The organism is Streptomyces sp. CLCI03, assembly GCF_053615355.1.
In genome coordinates this window covers 1-14,292 of record NZ_JBSIFU010000003.1, presented here as the reverse complement: position 1 = coordinate 14,292, position 14,292 = coordinate 1, and the positions used below count along the sequence as shown (strand labels likewise).

At 71.1% G+C, this 14,292-nt stretch carries 13 protein-coding genes; 2 read left to right on the top strand and 11 right to left on the bottom strand.

What is annotated here, in order from left to right:
• Window positions 1-691 precede the first annotated feature (691 nt).
• From ACWG52_RS39630 to traA, 5 genes are all read right to left on the bottom strand, one after another.
• On the bottom strand, window positions 692-916 hold the full coding sequence (locus tag ACWG52_RS39630; RefSeq protein ID WP_453129206.1) for a hypothetical protein: 225 nt from the start codon (window positions 914-916) through the stop codon (window positions 692-694).
• Entirely contained in the window at window positions 913-1,776 is an 864-nt protein-coding gene (locus ACWG52_RS39625) for a DUF2637 domain-containing protein (RefSeq protein ID WP_453129204.1), read from the bottom strand. Before ACWG52_RS39625 ends, ACWG52_RS39630 begins: the two co-directional genes overlap by 4 nt.
• Window positions 1,773-2,291 carry a hypothetical protein gene (locus ACWG52_RS39620; protein ID WP_453129190.1) on the bottom strand — a complete coding sequence of 173 codons (519 nt, stop codon included), beginning with the start codon at window positions 2,289-2,291 and terminating at the stop codon, window positions 1,773-1,775. The genes ACWG52_RS39625 and ACWG52_RS39620 overlap by 4 nt, the downstream gene beginning before the upstream one ends.
• Before the next feature lie 179 nt (window positions 2,292-2,470).
• On the bottom strand, window positions 2,471-4,474 hold the full coding sequence (gene traB / locus ACWG52_RS39615; RefSeq protein ID WP_453129202.1) for a plasmid transfer protein TraB: 2,004 nt from the start codon (window positions 4,472-4,474) through the stop codon (window positions 2,471-2,473).
• Window positions 4,475-4,487: 13 nt separating this feature from the next.
• Window positions 4,488-5,051, bottom strand: coding sequence for a plasmid transfer protein TraA (gene traA / locus ACWG52_RS39610; RefSeq protein ID WP_453129201.1), 564 nt, complete (start codon window positions 5,049-5,051; stop codon window positions 4,488-4,490).
• 204 nt (window positions 5,052-5,255) lie between these two features.
• Between traA and ACWG52_RS39605 the strand changes: the two genes are divergently transcribed.
• Window positions 5,256-5,972 carry a GntR family transcriptional regulator gene (locus ACWG52_RS39605; RefSeq protein ID WP_352165667.1) on the top strand — a complete coding sequence of 239 codons (717 nt, stop codon included), beginning with the start codon at window positions 5,256-5,258 and terminating at the stop codon, window positions 5,970-5,972.
• Between the two features lie 453 nt (window positions 5,973-6,425).
• Here ACWG52_RS39605 and ACWG52_RS39600 read toward each other — a convergent pair whose 3' ends face one another.
• A complete protein-coding gene (locus tag ACWG52_RS39600) occupies window positions 6,426-7,031 on the bottom strand; it encodes a hypothetical protein (protein WP_453129198.1) in 606 nt (201 codons plus the stop codon).
• Between the two features lie 538 nt (window positions 7,032-7,569).
• On the opposite strand from ACWG52_RS39600, the gene ACWG52_RS39595 reads away from it, so the two are divergent.
• The gene (locus ACWG52_RS39595; RefSeq protein ID WP_398460409.1) at window positions 7,570-7,716 is read left to right on the top strand and encodes a hypothetical protein; all 147 of its coding nucleotides are present in this window, start codon (window positions 7,570-7,572) and stop codon (window positions 7,714-7,716) included.
• A gap of 481 nt (window positions 7,717-8,197) precedes the next feature.
• On the opposite strand, the gene ACWG52_RS39590 is transcribed toward ACWG52_RS39595, so the two are convergent.
• The 5 genes from ACWG52_RS39590 to ACWG52_RS39570 form a co-directional block, all read right to left on the bottom strand.
• Window positions 8,198-8,947 (bottom strand): helix-turn-helix domain-containing protein, encoded by a 750-nt coding sequence (locus tag ACWG52_RS39590; protein ID WP_453129197.1) that lies wholly within the window; start codon window positions 8,945-8,947, stop codon window positions 8,198-8,200.
• Window positions 8,948-8,957: 10 nt separating this feature from the next.
• A complete protein-coding gene (locus tag ACWG52_RS39585) occupies window positions 8,958-9,173 on the bottom strand; it encodes a hypothetical protein (protein ID WP_453129195.1) in 216 nt (71 codons plus the stop codon).
• 870 nt (window positions 9,174-10,043) lie between these two features.
• Window positions 10,044-11,399: a hypothetical protein gene (locus ACWG52_RS39580; RefSeq protein ID WP_453129193.1), complete on the bottom strand. Its 1,356-nt coding sequence runs from the start codon at window positions 11,397-11,399 to the stop codon at window positions 10,044-10,046.
• A 530-nt stretch (window positions 11,400-11,929) separates the two neighbouring features.
• Complete coding sequence (locus ACWG52_RS39575) at window positions 11,930-12,958, bottom strand: DUF2637 domain-containing protein (protein ID WP_453129191.1); 1,029 nt, start codon at window positions 12,956-12,958, stop codon at window positions 11,930-11,932.
• A gap of 52 nt (window positions 12,959-13,010) precedes the next feature.
• Entirely contained in the window at window positions 13,011-13,529 is a 519-nt protein-coding gene (locus ACWG52_RS39570; RefSeq protein WP_453129190.1) for a hypothetical protein, read from the bottom strand.
• Window positions 13,530-14,292: the final 763 nt, after the last annotated feature.

Below are 14,292 nucleotides of genomic sequence, written 5' to 3'. Positions count from 1 at the left end.
AGCGCCGCCATCAACGTGGCCGCGTTGCCGGTGAGCCGGTTGCCGCAGGCGCGGAAGGCGTTGCCGAGCGCGACCGCCTGGTGCCGGTCTCGCCGCTCGAACCGAGCGTCTCGCGGGTCCTTCTTCGGCTGTCCCTTTTTGGGCTTCGCCGCTTCCGCCACAACGCTCTGACCTGCAGCGGACGGAGATTTTCCCTTACTACTAAAGCCCGCGTTACTTTTTGCCTCGGGAGGGGTCTGCCCCGCACCGCCGGAGGGGGGTCGGGAGGCCTCTGCCATGGCCCTCTCCGTTGCCCGCTTTGCCCGCATTTTGCAGGCGGGGGAGCAGAAGACCTTGGGGCGCTTGCCGGGGATGTGGACCAGTGGGGTGCCGCAGTGGCACCGAGGTCCCGGCACGGCAGCGTGCTGTGGCGCGGTCGCGCTGTTCTCTCGTACGCTCGTCACGAGCAACGTCACCTTGTCTCGTCCGGCTAAGGACGCGAGATCGGGAGGCGGACGAGCCGGGAGGTCAGAGCCCCGGCTCGTTGCCATTTCTGGAGTTGTTGGGGCGAGCCTGCCACAAAGTGGCGGTTCGTCACCGGGAGGACGCGACAGCATCCTTGGGGCCCCTGGGGTTTCGAGGGCCGAAGAACGCCCCGCCGACGAAAGGCCGGCGGGGCGTGCCGTTCAGTAGTGGAGCGGGTGGACCGGGCTCATGCTGCGACCTCCTCAAGGTCCTTGAACTGTTTGGCGACCCAGCCGGTGGACCAGCCCGTGAGCGCGGCGACGGACCGCTGTGAGCGGCCAGCGCGGGCGGCGTCGGCCACCGCCTCCAGGGCGTCCTTCTCGCTCATCTTGTCGTTGGCCGGGGCGTCGTGAGCGGGGGTGGTCAGGGCGGCGCTCACGGCCGGGCGGGCGGTGCTCACGGCGGCGCTCACGGGCGCCGGTCCGGTCCTGCGGGCCTCAGCGGCCTTGCGGTCCCGCTCTGTCTTCTGGACCGCTTCCTGGTCAGCCGCTCACGGTCGAGGCGCTGCTGCTCATCCCGGCGGGCTCGTTCGGCGCGGTCCGCATCGTCCTTGTGTCGCTTGGCCTCTTCGGCCCGGCGCTCCCGCTCGACCTCGGCGGCGTGGTCGCGCTCCTCCCGGGCCATCCGGGCCTCGTGGTCCAGGCGCTCACGCTCCAGGCGGGCGGTCTGCTCACGCTCGCGCTCACGGTCGGCCCGCTCCTGCTCACGGCGACGGTCCTCGGCCTGCCGGACGCGCTCACGCTCGGCCGTCTGCGCCTGCTCCCGGGCTTCCCGGTCCGCCCGTGAGCGGTCCTCCTGCTCCCGGCGCTCACGGGCCGCGCGTTCACGCTCGTCGGCGCGCTCACGCTCGATGCGGGCCGTCGCCGTGGCGATCGCCCGACGCCACTTGAGCGAGGCCTCGGCCGTGACGATGAGCAGGACCGGCGCGACCATGTGCACGCCGACGCCGACCATGTCGCCCTTGAGCGCGGAGTCCCCGACGTTGAGGAGGAGCGTCATCGTTCCGGTGAGCCAGCGCAGGACCATGGGCCAAGCGCCGGCGTCTCCGTCGAGCCGGGCGACGATCGTGTCGACGCGGACCACGATGATCACGGCGGCGTCCACGACGAGCGGGAGGATCGGGGCGGTCCAGTCCCACTCGTCCGGGGTGACCCGCTCGACGAGCGGGGTGACGGTCAGGATCGAGAACAGCACCGCGCCGCCCACGATCGCCCACACGAGCCGGAGGGTCCGCTCCGCCGAGTCGACCTGGGCCTGCGTGTCGAGCTTCATCGCCGGCCACCGCCCTTGACCGTCTGCGTGATGGTCTGGACGACGGTCTGCGTGACCTCGAAGCCACCGCCCTTGTTCGACCGGCGGCCGAGGAGGGCGGCGACCAGGACCGCGCCGAGGATCAGCATCGGCGCGGCGGCGGTGATCCCGGCCGCGACGGCGGCGGCGCCGGTGGCGAGCAGGTCGAGGGCGACGCCGAGGAGGAGTCCGCCGGCCCCGATGCCGACGGCGGCCACCGCGGTGCCGACGGCCCACTGGGGCACGATCGGGCCGGACTTCTCCGGTACGGCGCGGAGCGCCGCCGGGTTCTGCTGGGCGACCGCGGCTTCGAGGGCGCCCTGGCGGCGGGCGAGCTCCAGGAGCGCGGCGACGTCGAGGACAGGCTCAGCCGTGAGGGCGGTCGGGGCCGGGGCGGTCGGCTGGGCGCCGGCGGGGGAGTCGGGCAGGAGCGCGGCGAGGAGGTCCTCGGTCGAGATCTGACGGCCGGTGTCGGGATACTGGGGGTTGGCGTTCACGGTGTCCTCCGTGGGCGTCGGGGCCGCCCCGGGTGCTACCGGGGCGGCCCGCTGCATTTCGGTGTGCGGGTGGTGTGCGGTGGGGTGTGCGGGCCGGTGTGCGGCCCTCTTCACACGCCGTGTGACGTGGGGATTCGTGCTGTGCGGGTGTGCGGGGGTGTGCGGGTGTGCGGGGCTCGTCAGACCCCGGCGAGGACCGGCAGGAGGCGGTAGACGCCCTCCTCTCCGGTGGGGGCGAGGAGGCCCTGCTCGGCGAGCCGCTTCATCTCCTTGGAGACCCAGGACCGGTCCCGGCCGAGCTGTTCCAGGTACGGGCGGAGGGACTTCACGGCGACCGTGCCAGGGCCGACCGAGGCGAGCATCTCCACGAGCTCCCGCAGGAGCTCCCGGGCTTCCTCGGTCGAGGGCTTGGCCTCCGGAAGCGCGACGTCGGCCTCGGGGAGCTCCAGTTCGGCGGTCGGGTCGAGGTCGACGTCCTCGGCGTCGAGGAGCGCGGCGACCTCCCGGGCCGACTCCTGCTCCTCGGTGAGCTCCACCGGCAGAGCCGGTGCGGAGGTGACCAGGGCGCGGCGGTTGGTGAACAGGTCGCCCGCGACCCGGGCGGCGGCGCCGGCGGTGACGTCGTCCAGGGCCGAGCGGATCCCGGCGAACTGGGTGACCACCCAGGCGGCGGCCTTCTCGTACTCGCCGGAGGGGCCGGTCCAGAACGTCCGGGCGGGGTTGGCGTACAGGTCCTCGTCCACCCCGGCCGAGACCAGGTACACGTACCCCTTGCGCTTGTTGCCCCAGGCGGCCGGGTTGGCGCCCGCGTCGAGGACCTCCTCTGGGAGGGCGAACCCGGCGTCGTCGCCCCGGACGCCGAAGCACATCGCGGCCGGGAGGCTGGCCCTCGTGTCGGTGGAGAGCTGGTAGCCGGAGGCGCGCTGCATGGAGACCACCAGGGAGACACCGGCCGAGCGGGCCTCCTGCGCGATGCCGGTGAAGACGTCGTCGCCCAGGTCGCGGAGGAGCTTGGCGGCCTCCTCGAACCAGGCGATGAGGTACTGGAGTCCGGGGCAGCCGCAGGCGCGGCCCTTCTGGCAGGAGTGGGCGGGGTCGGTCTGCGGCTCGGCGGCAGCCGGCTCCCACGCCCGGTAGCCGTGGTCCCGCAGCCAGGCGGTGCGGGCGGGGATGACGGCCTGGACGGCGGCGACCATCGCGGCGGCGGACGGGGTGTCGAGCGCGGCCCAGTCCATCGCGGGGACCAGCGGGAGGAAGTCCTGCCCGGCCTTGGCCGCGTCGGCCAGCCAGACCGCGACGTCGGAGCGGGTCAGCAGCTCGAACATCACGTCGAGGGCGCCCTCGGTCTTGCCGGAGCCGGTCATCCCCATCACGAGGATGTGGATCGCGTCGAGGAGCGGGAGCACCAGGTCGCTGCCGTCGTCGTAGACGCCGATGCGCAGCGGGACGGCGACGGACTGGGCGGGGGCGAACGGGCCGGGCCACATGGTCGGGACCTTGAGCATGTCCTCGGGCACGATCACGAACTGGCCCTTCCTCGCGCTGTCGGGGTCGTGCTGGACGCGGATCGCCGTGGTGGGGACGTCGAGGGCGGACGCGATCCGGGGGATCGCCTTGGCCACGTCGTCGTTGGTGAGTTCGCCGGCAGGGAGCTCGTACGGCACGGTCACCCGGTTCGGCTCGACCTTGACGTCCTTGAGCTTGGTGCGGGCCAGGCCGACCTTCTCCAGCAGGCCCTTGTCCGCGTCCGAGCCGGAGGTCTCAGCGGCCGAGGAGCGCATGACCTGCCGGATGTTCCAGGACAGGGCCAGGGCGGCGCCGCCCATCAGGTAGATGTCGGGAAGCGGACCGGTGAGCGGTCCGGCGAGCGCGGCGGAGGTCAGCCACGCGGACCCGGCCGCCACGGTGATGGCGGAGTGCAGCCGGCGCTGCGGGCCGGTGGACTTGCCCGCCCACCATGCGGCGGCCGTCAGGCCGACCGAGGCGAGGGTGAGGCCGACCCCGGCCGGGGCGGAGTCGGCCCACATCAGGTTGGCGCCGCCACCGGCGAGGCCGACCGCGCCGGTGACGACCCAGGCCGGGGCGAAGGGCTTGGCCCGGTGCGCGAGCCAGGCGCCGAGGGTGGTCGAGGATCCGGAGTTGAGGCGGTTCTCGTGCTGCTGGACGAGATCGTTGCTGGCCATCGGGCGCCGCCTCTCAGTACTTGAACGGGCTGGTGGACGCGGTGCGCTGGGGGCGCGGGCGCATCAGGTCCGCGTACTCGCGGGTGAACGCGCCGTACGCGGCGACCGCGCCCTTCGCCGAGGCGGTCGCGCCGTCGGAGGCCTTCTTGAGCTTCCGGCCGACCTTCCGGGCCCGCAGCCGGCCCTGGATCGGGTTGTCCCCCGGCAGCGACTGCGCCTGTGCCAGGCGGGCCTCCAGGATCTTCGCGGCCATCGCCATCTCGATCGCGACCTGAAGCATCAGGGCCCGCACGTGGTTGCAGTAGTTCCGGATGTCCTCGGTGCTGTTGAACTCGGGCTCGCCGAGGATGAAGTGCGATCCACCGCCGCCGCCCTGCTGACCGCCGGCCACCGTGCCGCGCTGGCCACCGCCACCGCCACCGCCGTTGACGTTCACGTTCAGCCCGAACGACGGGGCAAAGCCCGTGAACTGCGTGGAGCTGTTCTTCGTGGTGTTCCGCTTCGCCTGCGAGCCGTTGGCGCCCGCCTGGGGCTTGCCCGTTGCCGAGCGGGTCGGGGGAACGAACTGACCAGTCATCTGGACGCCCTCCAGGGCACGTGAATGAAGGCCCGTCAGAGAGCAATCCCTGGCGGTCCGTTGCCACCCACAAGGTAGAGCACTGGATCGATTGAAGTCCAGCACTGGATCCAGTGCTATACCTCTGGGGGAAAGTGGTCTACCGTCGGACGTACACAGCTGGACTCATAGGGAGTGCAGCACCCGCATCGAGAGGGAGAGACGATGAGCGAGGGCGAGGGGTACGCGGGCATCGCGGCGTACTACGCCGGACAGATCCGGACCGGCGTCATTCCAGCGGGCACGACGCTCCCCTCACTCCGGGAGGTCTGCGAGGCCCACGGGGTCAGCATGAAGACGGCCGTCCGGGCGTACGCGCAGCTCAAGAGCTGGGGCCTGACCATCGCGAAGCCTGGCGTCGGCACGGTGGCCGCCGCGCCCGCCAGCGACAACATCGCAGGCCGGGTGGCGAACTTCCGGGCCACCGGCAAGGCCTTGGCCGAGGGTGAGACGTCCCGAATCTTGGAAATCGGCACCGTTGCCGCAGACGAGATCGTGGCCAGCCGCCTTGAGGTCGAGCCGGGGACTCCCGTCGCGGTCCGGCGCCGCGTCGTAAGCCGCGCTGGCGTTCCGGTGCACTACTCCTCCAGCTACTACCCGGCGTACGTCATCGACGTCGTGCCCGAACTCACCGAGCCCGTCAGCACTGGCGGATCTCGCGAGCTCGCGTCGGCACGGCTCGGCAGTCCCCAGAAGGGTGTTCTCGAAGAGGTCACCATGCGGAACGCCACCGAGGTGGAGAAGGAAGCACTCGGGCTCACCGGCACCGTCGGCGTCAGCCAGGTCGTGCGGACCGTGTACCTCCAAGACGGCCGGATCGTCGAAGTCGGCGTCAAGGTCGTCTCGGGTTCCACCGTCCTCCGCTGGTGGACCGACCTCTAACCCGAAGCCCTTCCACGGCCCCTGAGCCCCCCGCCAAGTCCCGGCGGGGGGCTTCTTGCTCTCTGCGAGCCGTACGGGCCGCACAGCGGGCCCCACGGTCGTTCCCGGGCCAACTCCCCCTTGGGGCGCCTAAGACCGTTAGCCTCCGTGGCCACCGGTCGTGGCGGCTGCGGACCGGCCGGGCGTTGAAAGACAGCCGGCGGCGAGAGGGGTGGGGTCGCGGGCCCTGAGCGGCCGTCTAGCAGCCCGGCAGTTGGGCGGGCCGCCGTACCCCCGCCGTCAATCCGAACGGCGCGTGAGGCGACCTTACGCCCCGGGGAGGGGCTGGCGGGGAGCAGCTGCTGCCGCGATGTGGCCGAGCCCGGTGTGGTCGCTCCGCGTCGGTGCGGGTCTCGTCGGGGCGAGGGAGCGTGTCGAGATCCGCGTCCCCCACGCCCGTGGGGACCCACGGGCCTAAGCGCCGTGGGTGGGCCCGTTGCTCCCGTCGTCCGGCTGCTCCTGGTCCTCGAAGAGGGTCGCCTCCCGCAGCTGCGCCGTCCGCCCGACAGTCCGCTCGACAGCGGCGAGCCACGGATTCGCGGCCGCCTCCTCCGACACGGCGGGGGCCGGCGACAGCGGTATGGCCGACGCGGTCATCGAGCTGCGGCGCCGCCGCTTGTACGCGAGCGCGGCGGCCGCGGCTTCCTCCTTGGCCTTGGCCTTGGTCTCAGCCGGCACCGCCGGAGGCACGACCGGCAACACCGCCGGAGGATCAGGCTCCACCGCAGGAGCAGGAATTACAGGTCTGACCTGCACAGACCCCGTTTCGTCAACTGACGTTTCCCGGACCCCACCCAGATCGTCAGTTGACGAAACGGGGCGATTGTCAGTTGACGAAACGAGGGCTGCGGCGACCGCTTCGTCGATCAGCTTCTGCTGCTTCCGCTGCCGGTACGCCATCTCTCTGCAGCCCTGCCGGCAGTACTCCTTGGCCCGGCCGATGCCGGACTGCTTGACCGGGCCGCCGCACCAGGCGCACAGACGTGTGCCGTCGGAGGCCCGGGGTGTCTCGTAGCTCATGCCGACGACCGTACGCCGCCCGTCGGGGCCGGCAGGGGAGCGGGGTCCAGGTGTGGGCCAACCTCACCGGCAATTCGATGTGACTGCGGATGACGACCAGCGCTTGACTGAGTAGGCCAGTACCGCAAGCAGTTCACGGTGGAGAACTACCGGGCGGTGTTGGAGGCCGCCTTCGGCTCGCGCGGTAAGAGTTTCCCTACTCGGTCAAGAGCGGCGGCACAGCCGCCGCGGGCGGGCCTTCGCAGGCCGCCGCTCCTGTCTCCGCCCCGCTCCGGCCAGCACGGCCCGCAGCCGGTACTGGATCGGGCCCGTTTTCCCCCATAACCCCAATAGGGCAGTCGGGGAATCCCCTCGGCTCCGGAACGGGTGCTGGCAAACGACTCCCTTGAACAGCTTTGAGGCCGCCTGCTGCCTGACTGCTCCCGAGCCCCGCGAAGGGGCGGAGGACTTGCGCGGCTAGATCACCGCTCCCGCACTGTCCCTCTGCGTCCGCCCCGTCCGGGGTGGGCAACCCGTCTATGCCCCCATGGAGGCACCTGTGTCCAACGACCGCACCACCATCGCGACCGCGCTCATCGGGTCGGCCATCGCCGGTCTCGTCGCCGTCGCCTACCCGGCCCTGATTCCCGCGCTGACCGTCGCCCTGGCCGCGTTCGGCGCGCTGTACCTGTTCCTGAAGCTGTAGCGCGGCAGGACGGCGATAGCCGGGCCGCACCATCAGCGCGAGCCCGGCCGCCGTCGCCGCGTACGTCATCGGCGGCCGCCGTACGTCTACGAGATGACGTACCTCGAGGAGCACCAGGCGCACGAGCAGCTGCCCGCCCGAGGGCCGGCCACAGCGATCCCCACCCCCACCACCCCCGCGCGCAGAGGTAAGTCGGGTCAGTCACCAGTCACCACAGGGCCGTGACGTGCACTGGGGAGTGGTGACTGTCTCGCCCCCTTCCCCCGCAGTTTCCCCCTCAGGTTCCCCTCCGGCTTCCCCCTCAGATTCACGCCCAGTTGCCCCCTCCTCCGACCGCAGGAGCACCCAGGTATCTGCGATACGTGATCTTGATCGGATGCTCGCCCGTGGGCGGACGCACGCGGGGACGACGCCGCGGCGAACGAAGCGAAGGGCTCCCGGACGCCATCACGTCCAGGAGCCCTCTTCCGCTACGGGGCGACTACGCGACCAGCTCTCTCGGCTCGCTGATCCCCATTCGCCTGCGCACTTCGCGCTCCACCATGTCGTCGATGATGAGGTGCATCTTGTTCCCCAGCACCTGTACGGATCGAATGTTGTTGACCTGCCACCAGGCCTCGATCCAGTCCCCCCACTTCGACTCGGGAAGCCTGCATGCTCGGAGGAACCCATGCAGCTGGTCGATGCGGCGGGGGAGGGTCTGCCCCTTGATGATTCGGTGCGCGGTGCTGTGGGGCAGCACCCCGAAGTCGCCGGCGCGCTCCTCCATCACGTGCGCCGAGGGGGACCAAGCCCACGCGTGCAGCTCGCGCAGTCGTGCGCTCAGGTCGGCTTCGTCGTACACGTACCTGCACGTAGGCATCGGGCGGGGACGGCGGTCTTGGATCTCCCGCACGGCCTCATCGGCCAGACTCCAGTAGCGCGCCCCCTGGTCGAGGGTCGTTCGGAAGCAGCGCTCGTCGAGGTTCGTGGAGAAGGCCTCGTCGGTGATGCTGACGTGTACGGGCTTGGGAACCGGGACGTAGCAGGCACGCAGGTACTGATGGACCGTGTGCCAGGTAGGGAGAGACGTACCGGCCGCCGCGCGCTTGAGGGTCGCGGCGGACACCTCGGCAACGTCGGCAAGTACGGCGTAGCTCCTGTTCGCCTTCACCCGCTCCTCTCGGAGGAAGGTCGCGAGGAGAGCAAGTTCGGGGATGGTCTGGTCGACCGGCTTCTCGGGGCGTCCCATGGCCGGCTCCCTACTTGCCGGGGGTGATGGCCGCGTTGAAGACCCGCCGGAGCATCGCGCCCGGGCGGGGCTTGCTGGTGGCCAGGACGGCGATCCCTGCGATGCCGCCGAGAAGCATGAGGATGTCCTGGACGGGCGTGCCGAGCACGAGAAGAACGGACGCGGAGGCGATGAACGCGACGAAGACGATCGCGTGCGCCATGGTGAAGCGAGCGAGGTCGGTCACTGCGGGCTCTGCCTGAGGCATGGGAGCTACGGACGCGGACTTAGCCGGCATAGGGCACTCCTGATTTTTTGAGCCCGTCCGGCGACCCAAGGACCGCCGGACGGTGCTACTGGCTCCATTTCCCATGGACCGCGGGGCGGTTGGCGCCACCCGTAGGTGCAGTCCACTTCGAGCATCCCAGGCCCTCAACGGATGCGTGTGGCCCCATTGGCATTGGTTCGCAACCTGTCCCAGACGCTGGTGTACTTGTCTTATCCGTCTGACCTGGACCGTCAGTCTCCATACCTTGACCGAGACGAATTGGCTCACGCCGACATCCCACCAAAACTCTTTCCAGGGGGCCGTTAACGGTTGTGGGAGATTGGTTAAGCAACCAGACTGGAGGAACACCGATCGGCCGAGGTCTCACTCCGGACCGATCGTGGCGCCCTGATTGCTACTGGCTCCAACCGCAGCTGACCAGGGGATTTAGGCAGGTTCGTGTTGGCGCACGGCCTTGCGGGAAGCCGATGTCTTAGACGTCGGCTTTCGCCATATGCGGGGGATGGATACACCCGATGTACAAAGGGGGTTCCCCCCGTCGGGGAACCCCTGACGCGCGGCAGACTGTCGTCATGAGCACCTCCCGCCGTGCGCTCGGCACCGGTCCGACGACGAGCACCGAGAGCACACCGACGACCCCGGCACCGCGGCTTCTCCCCGCCGAACGGGCCGAGCTCGATGAGCACCAGGTCGACGTCGTCGAGCATCAGATTCCGCCGGGCCGGCGCACTCTCGGTACCGGCCCCGGCGGAGCAAGATAGTGGGCAAGGTGCCCATACGTAGCTGGGCCCCGACCGCGAACCGGTCGGGGCCCAGCTGGGTTGAGCGTCAGTTCCCGGCGACCTTCTGTCGGCGTGCGGCACGGTGGACGTACTCCGCGAAGGTCCGGGCGGCGGGCAGTTCGAGCAGCTCGGACACCTTCGACTCGGGCTCGTCCTCCTCGACCTGGGTGGTCATCTCTTCCTCAGTCGGTGGGTCGAAGACGTCGATGCCCCAACTCAGGCCCCATGACTCGATCAGCAGCCGGACACCGCCGATACCGTGCGCCTCCGCGACCTTCACGAGGTCGAGGCGGCGACCGGGCACCCGCACGATGTGCCGGTACCAGGTGCTGGACGGGATGACGAGGATCGGCTGGAGCCCGCCGGACTCGTCGGTAATCTCGTTCTCGGTCCGCTCGTCCTGAGGGATCTCCAGCAGCTTCACCAAGGCGTTGAGGCCCTGCGTGCGGTACTGCTTCCGCACTCCGTGGATCCCACGCTCACGCTCGCGGTACCGCTCGGTGAAGACGCCCGGCACACCGCCGGACGCCGCCATCTCCTCTGCCGCCGCGTCCCCCAGTTGCCAGGGCCCGAGCCGTCCGCCCCGGCGCCCGTCCTTGAGGTCCTGCCGGGAGAGCTCCAGCCCGATTTTCGCCGTGCCCTTGTCGCCGTCCTTGTACAGGTAGCGGGCCGCCTCCCCTTCCTCGCCTCCGTTCAGCGGGCGCAGGTCGGTGCCGTGCCCCTCACCACCGCACGGGCAGTTGGGCCGGTCGCACGTCTGGCTCACCTCGTAGCCGCCGGCGGACCTGACGCCGTCCGCCCACGCCGTCGCGATGGCACGGCGGAAGGCGATCTGCCCGTCCTCGTCGAGCGGCGCAGCCGTGACCCACAGCGTGTGCCAGTGGAGGTGAAAGCCCGTGTCCGGGCCCCACGTGTCCTCGTAGGCCCGCTCGTACCCGATCACGCCGAACTCAGCCTTGAGTCGCCGCCACGGGCGCCCGCTGGAGCCGTACGCCCCGCGCCAGCCGTCGTGCAGGACCGACACCAGCCCGAAGCGCTCGCCCTTGCGGTTCGAGCCGAACGGCATCCGCTCGAAGTGGCGCAGGGTCGAGGTGCCGAGGTGCAGCCCGTATCCGTTGAGCGCCAGGCCGTCCGCCATCAGCTGGGCGTTCGAGGCCCGCACCGCGAGGATCCGCGTCCCGCACCAGGCGCACATGTGGACGTTGTTGCAGCGGCAGACGCCGGCGATCGCCGCTTCACCGAGCGCCGCCATCAACGTGGCCGCGTTGCCGGTGAGCCGGTTGCCGCAGGCGCGGAAGGCGTTGCCGAGCGCGACCGCCTGGTGCCGGTCTCGCCGCTCGAACCGAGCGTCTCGCGGGTCCTTCTTCGGCTGTCCCTTTTTGGGCTTCGCCGCTTCCGCCACAACGCTCTGACCTGCAGCGGACGGAGATTTTCCCTTACTACTAAAGCCCGCGTTACTTTTTGCCTCGGGAGGGGTCTGCCCCGCACCGCCGGAGGGGGGTCGGGAGGCCTCTGCCATGGCCCTCTCCGTTGCCCGCTTTGCCCGCATTTTGCAGGCGGGGGAGCAGAAGACCTTGGGGCGCTTGCCGGGGATGTGGACCAGTGGGGTGCCGCAGTGGCACCGAGGTCCCGGCACGGCAGCGTGCTGTGGCGCGGTCGCGCTGTTCTCTCGTACGCTCGTCACGAGCAACGTCACCTTGTCTCGTCCGGCTAAGGACGCGAGATCGGGAGGCGGATGAGCCGGGAGGTCAGAGCCCCGGCTCGTTGCCATTTCTGGAGTTGTTGGGGCGAGCCTGCCACAAAGTGGCGGTTCGTCACCGGGAGGACGCGACAGCATCCTTGGGGCCCCTGGGGTTTCGAGGGCCGAAGAACGCCCCGCCGACGAAAGGCCGGCGGGGCGTGCCGTTCAGTAGTGGAGCGGGTGGACCGGGCTCATGCTGCGACCTCCTCAAGGTCCTTGAACTGTTTGGCGACCCAGCCGGTGGACCAGCCCGTGAGCGCGGCGACGGACCGCTGTGAGCGGCCAGCGCGGGCGGCGTCGGCCACCGCCTCCAGGGCGTCCTTCTCGCTCATCTTGTCGTTGGCCGGGGCGTCGTGAGCGGGGGTGGTCAGGGCGGCGCTCACGGCCGGGCGGGCGGTGCTCACGGCGGCGCTCACGGGCGCCGGTCCGGTCCTGCGGGCCTCAGCGGCCTTGCGGTCCCGCTCTGTCTTCTGGACCGCTTCCTTGGTCAGCCGCTCACGGTCGAGGCGCTGCTGCTCATCCCGGCGGGCTCGTTCGGCGCGGTCCGCATCGTCCTTGTGTCGCTTGGCCTCTTCGGCCCGGCGCTCCCGCTCGACCTCGGCGGCGTGGTCGCGCTCCTCCCGGGCCATCCGGGCCTCGTGGTCCAGGCGCTCACGCTCCAGGCGGGCGGTCTGCTCACGCTCGCGCTCACGGTCGGCCCGCTCCTGCTCACGGCGACGGTCCTCGGCCTGCCGGACGCGCTCACGCTCGGCCGTCTGCGCCTGCTCCCGGGCTTCCCGGTCCGCCCGTGAGCGGTCCTCCTGCTCCCGGCGCTCACGGGCCGCGCGTTCACGCTCGTCGGCGCGCTCACGCTCGATGCGGGCCGTCGCCGTGGCGATCGCCCGACGCCGCTTGAGCGAGGCCTCGGCCGTGACGATGAGCAGGACCGGCGCGACCATGTGCACGCCGACGCCGACCATGTCGCCCTTGAGCGCGGAGTCCCCGACGTTGAGGAGGAGCGTCATCGTTCCGGTGAGCCAGCGCAGGACCATGGGCCAAGCGCCGGCGTCTCCGTCGAGCCGGGCGACGATCGTGTCGACGCGGACCACGATGATCACGGCGGCGTCCACGACGAGCGGGAGGATCGGGGCGGTCCAGTCCCACTCGTCCGGGGTGACCCGCTCGACGAGCGGGGTGACGGTCAGGATCGAGAACAGCACCGCGCCGCCCACGATCGCCACACGAGCCGGAGGGTCCGCTCCGCCGAGTCGACCTGGGCCTGCGTGTCAAGCTTCATCGCCGGCCACCGCCCTTGACCGTCTGCGTGATGGTCTGGACGACGGTCTGCGTGACCTCGAAGCCACCGCCCTTGTTCGACCGGCGGCCGAGGAGGGCGGCGACCAGGACCGCGCCGAGGATCAGCATCGGCGCGGCGGCGGTGATCCCGGCCGCGACGGCGGCGGCGCCGGTGGCGAGCAGGTCGAGGGCGACGCCGAGGAGGAGTCCGCCGGCCCCGATGCCGACGGCGGCCACCGCGGTGCCGACGGCCCACTGGGGCACGATCGGGCCGGACTTCTCCGGTACGGCGCGGAGCGCCGCCGGGTTCTGCTGGGCGACCGCGGCTTCGAGGGCGCCCTGGCGGCGGGCGAGCTCCAGGAGCGCGGCGACGTCGAGGACAGGCTCAGCCGTGAGGGCGGTCGGGGCCGGGGCGGTCGGCTGGGCGCCGGCGGGGGAGTCGGGCAGGAGCGCGGCGAGGAGGTCCTCGGTCGAGATCTGACGGCCGGTGTCGGGATACTGGGGGTTGGCGTTCACGGTGTCCTCCGTGGGCGTCGGGGCCGCCCCGGGTGCTACCGGGGCGGCCCGCTGCATTTCGGTGTGCGGGTGGTGTGCGGTGGGGTGTGCGGGCCGGTGTGCGGCCCTCTTCACACGCCGTGTGACGTGGGGATTCGTGCTGTGCGGGTGTGCGGGGGTGTGCGGGTGTGCGGGGCTCGTCGGACCCCGGCGAGGACCGGCAGGAGGCGGTAGACGCCCTCCTCTCCGGTGGGGGCGCAGGAGGCCCTGCTCGGCGAGCCGCTTCATCTCCTTGGAGACCCAGGACCGGTCCCGGCCGAGCTGTTCCAGGTACGGGCGGAGGGACTTCACGGCGACCGTGCCAGGGCCGACCGAGGCGAGCATCTCCACGAGCTCCGCAGGAGCTCCCCGGGCTTCCTCGGTCGAGGGCTTGGCCTCCGGAAGCGCGACGTCGGCCTCGGGGAGCTCCAGTTCGGCGGTCGGGTCGAGGTCGACGTCCTCGGCGTCGAGGAGCGCGGCGACCTCCGGGCCGACTCCTGCTCCTCGGTGAGCTCCACCGGCAGAGCCGGTGCGGAGGTGACCAGGGCGCGGCGGTTGGTGAACAGGTCGCCCGCGACCCGGGCGGCGGCGCCGGCGGTGACGTCGTCCAGGCCGAGCGGATCCCGGCGAACTGGGTGACCACCCAGGCGGCGGCCTTCTCGTACTCGCCGGAGGGGGCCGGTCCAGAACGTCCGGGCGGGGTTGGCGTACAGGTCCTCGCCCACCCCGGCCGAGACCAGGTAAC

Bases quoted from the DNA above. Each gene is read 5' to 3' on its own strand.
- ACWG52_RS39605 (WP_352165667.1), top strand. From the start codon at position 5,256: ATGAGCGAGGGCGAGGGGTACGCGGGCATCGCGGCGTACTACGCCGGA.
- traB (WP_453129202.1), bottom strand. From the start codon at position 4,474: ATGGCCAGCAACGATCTCGTCCAGCAGCACGAGAACCGCCTCAACTCC.
- traA (WP_453129201.1), bottom strand. From the start codon at position 5,051: ATGACTGGTCAGTTCGTTCCCCCGACCCGCTCGGCAACGGGCAAGCCC.
- ACWG52_RS39600 (WP_453129198.1), bottom strand. From the start codon at position 7,031: ATGAGCTACGAGACACCCCGGGCCTCCGACGGCACACGTCTGTGCGCC.
- ACWG52_RS39590 (WP_453129197.1), bottom strand. From the start codon at position 8,947: ATGGGACGCCCCGAGAAGCCGGTCGACCAGACCATCCCCGAACTTGCT.
- ACWG52_RS39625 (WP_453129204.1), bottom strand. From the start codon at position 1,776: ATGAAGCTCGACACGCAGGCCCAGGTCGACTCGGCGGAGCGGACCCTC.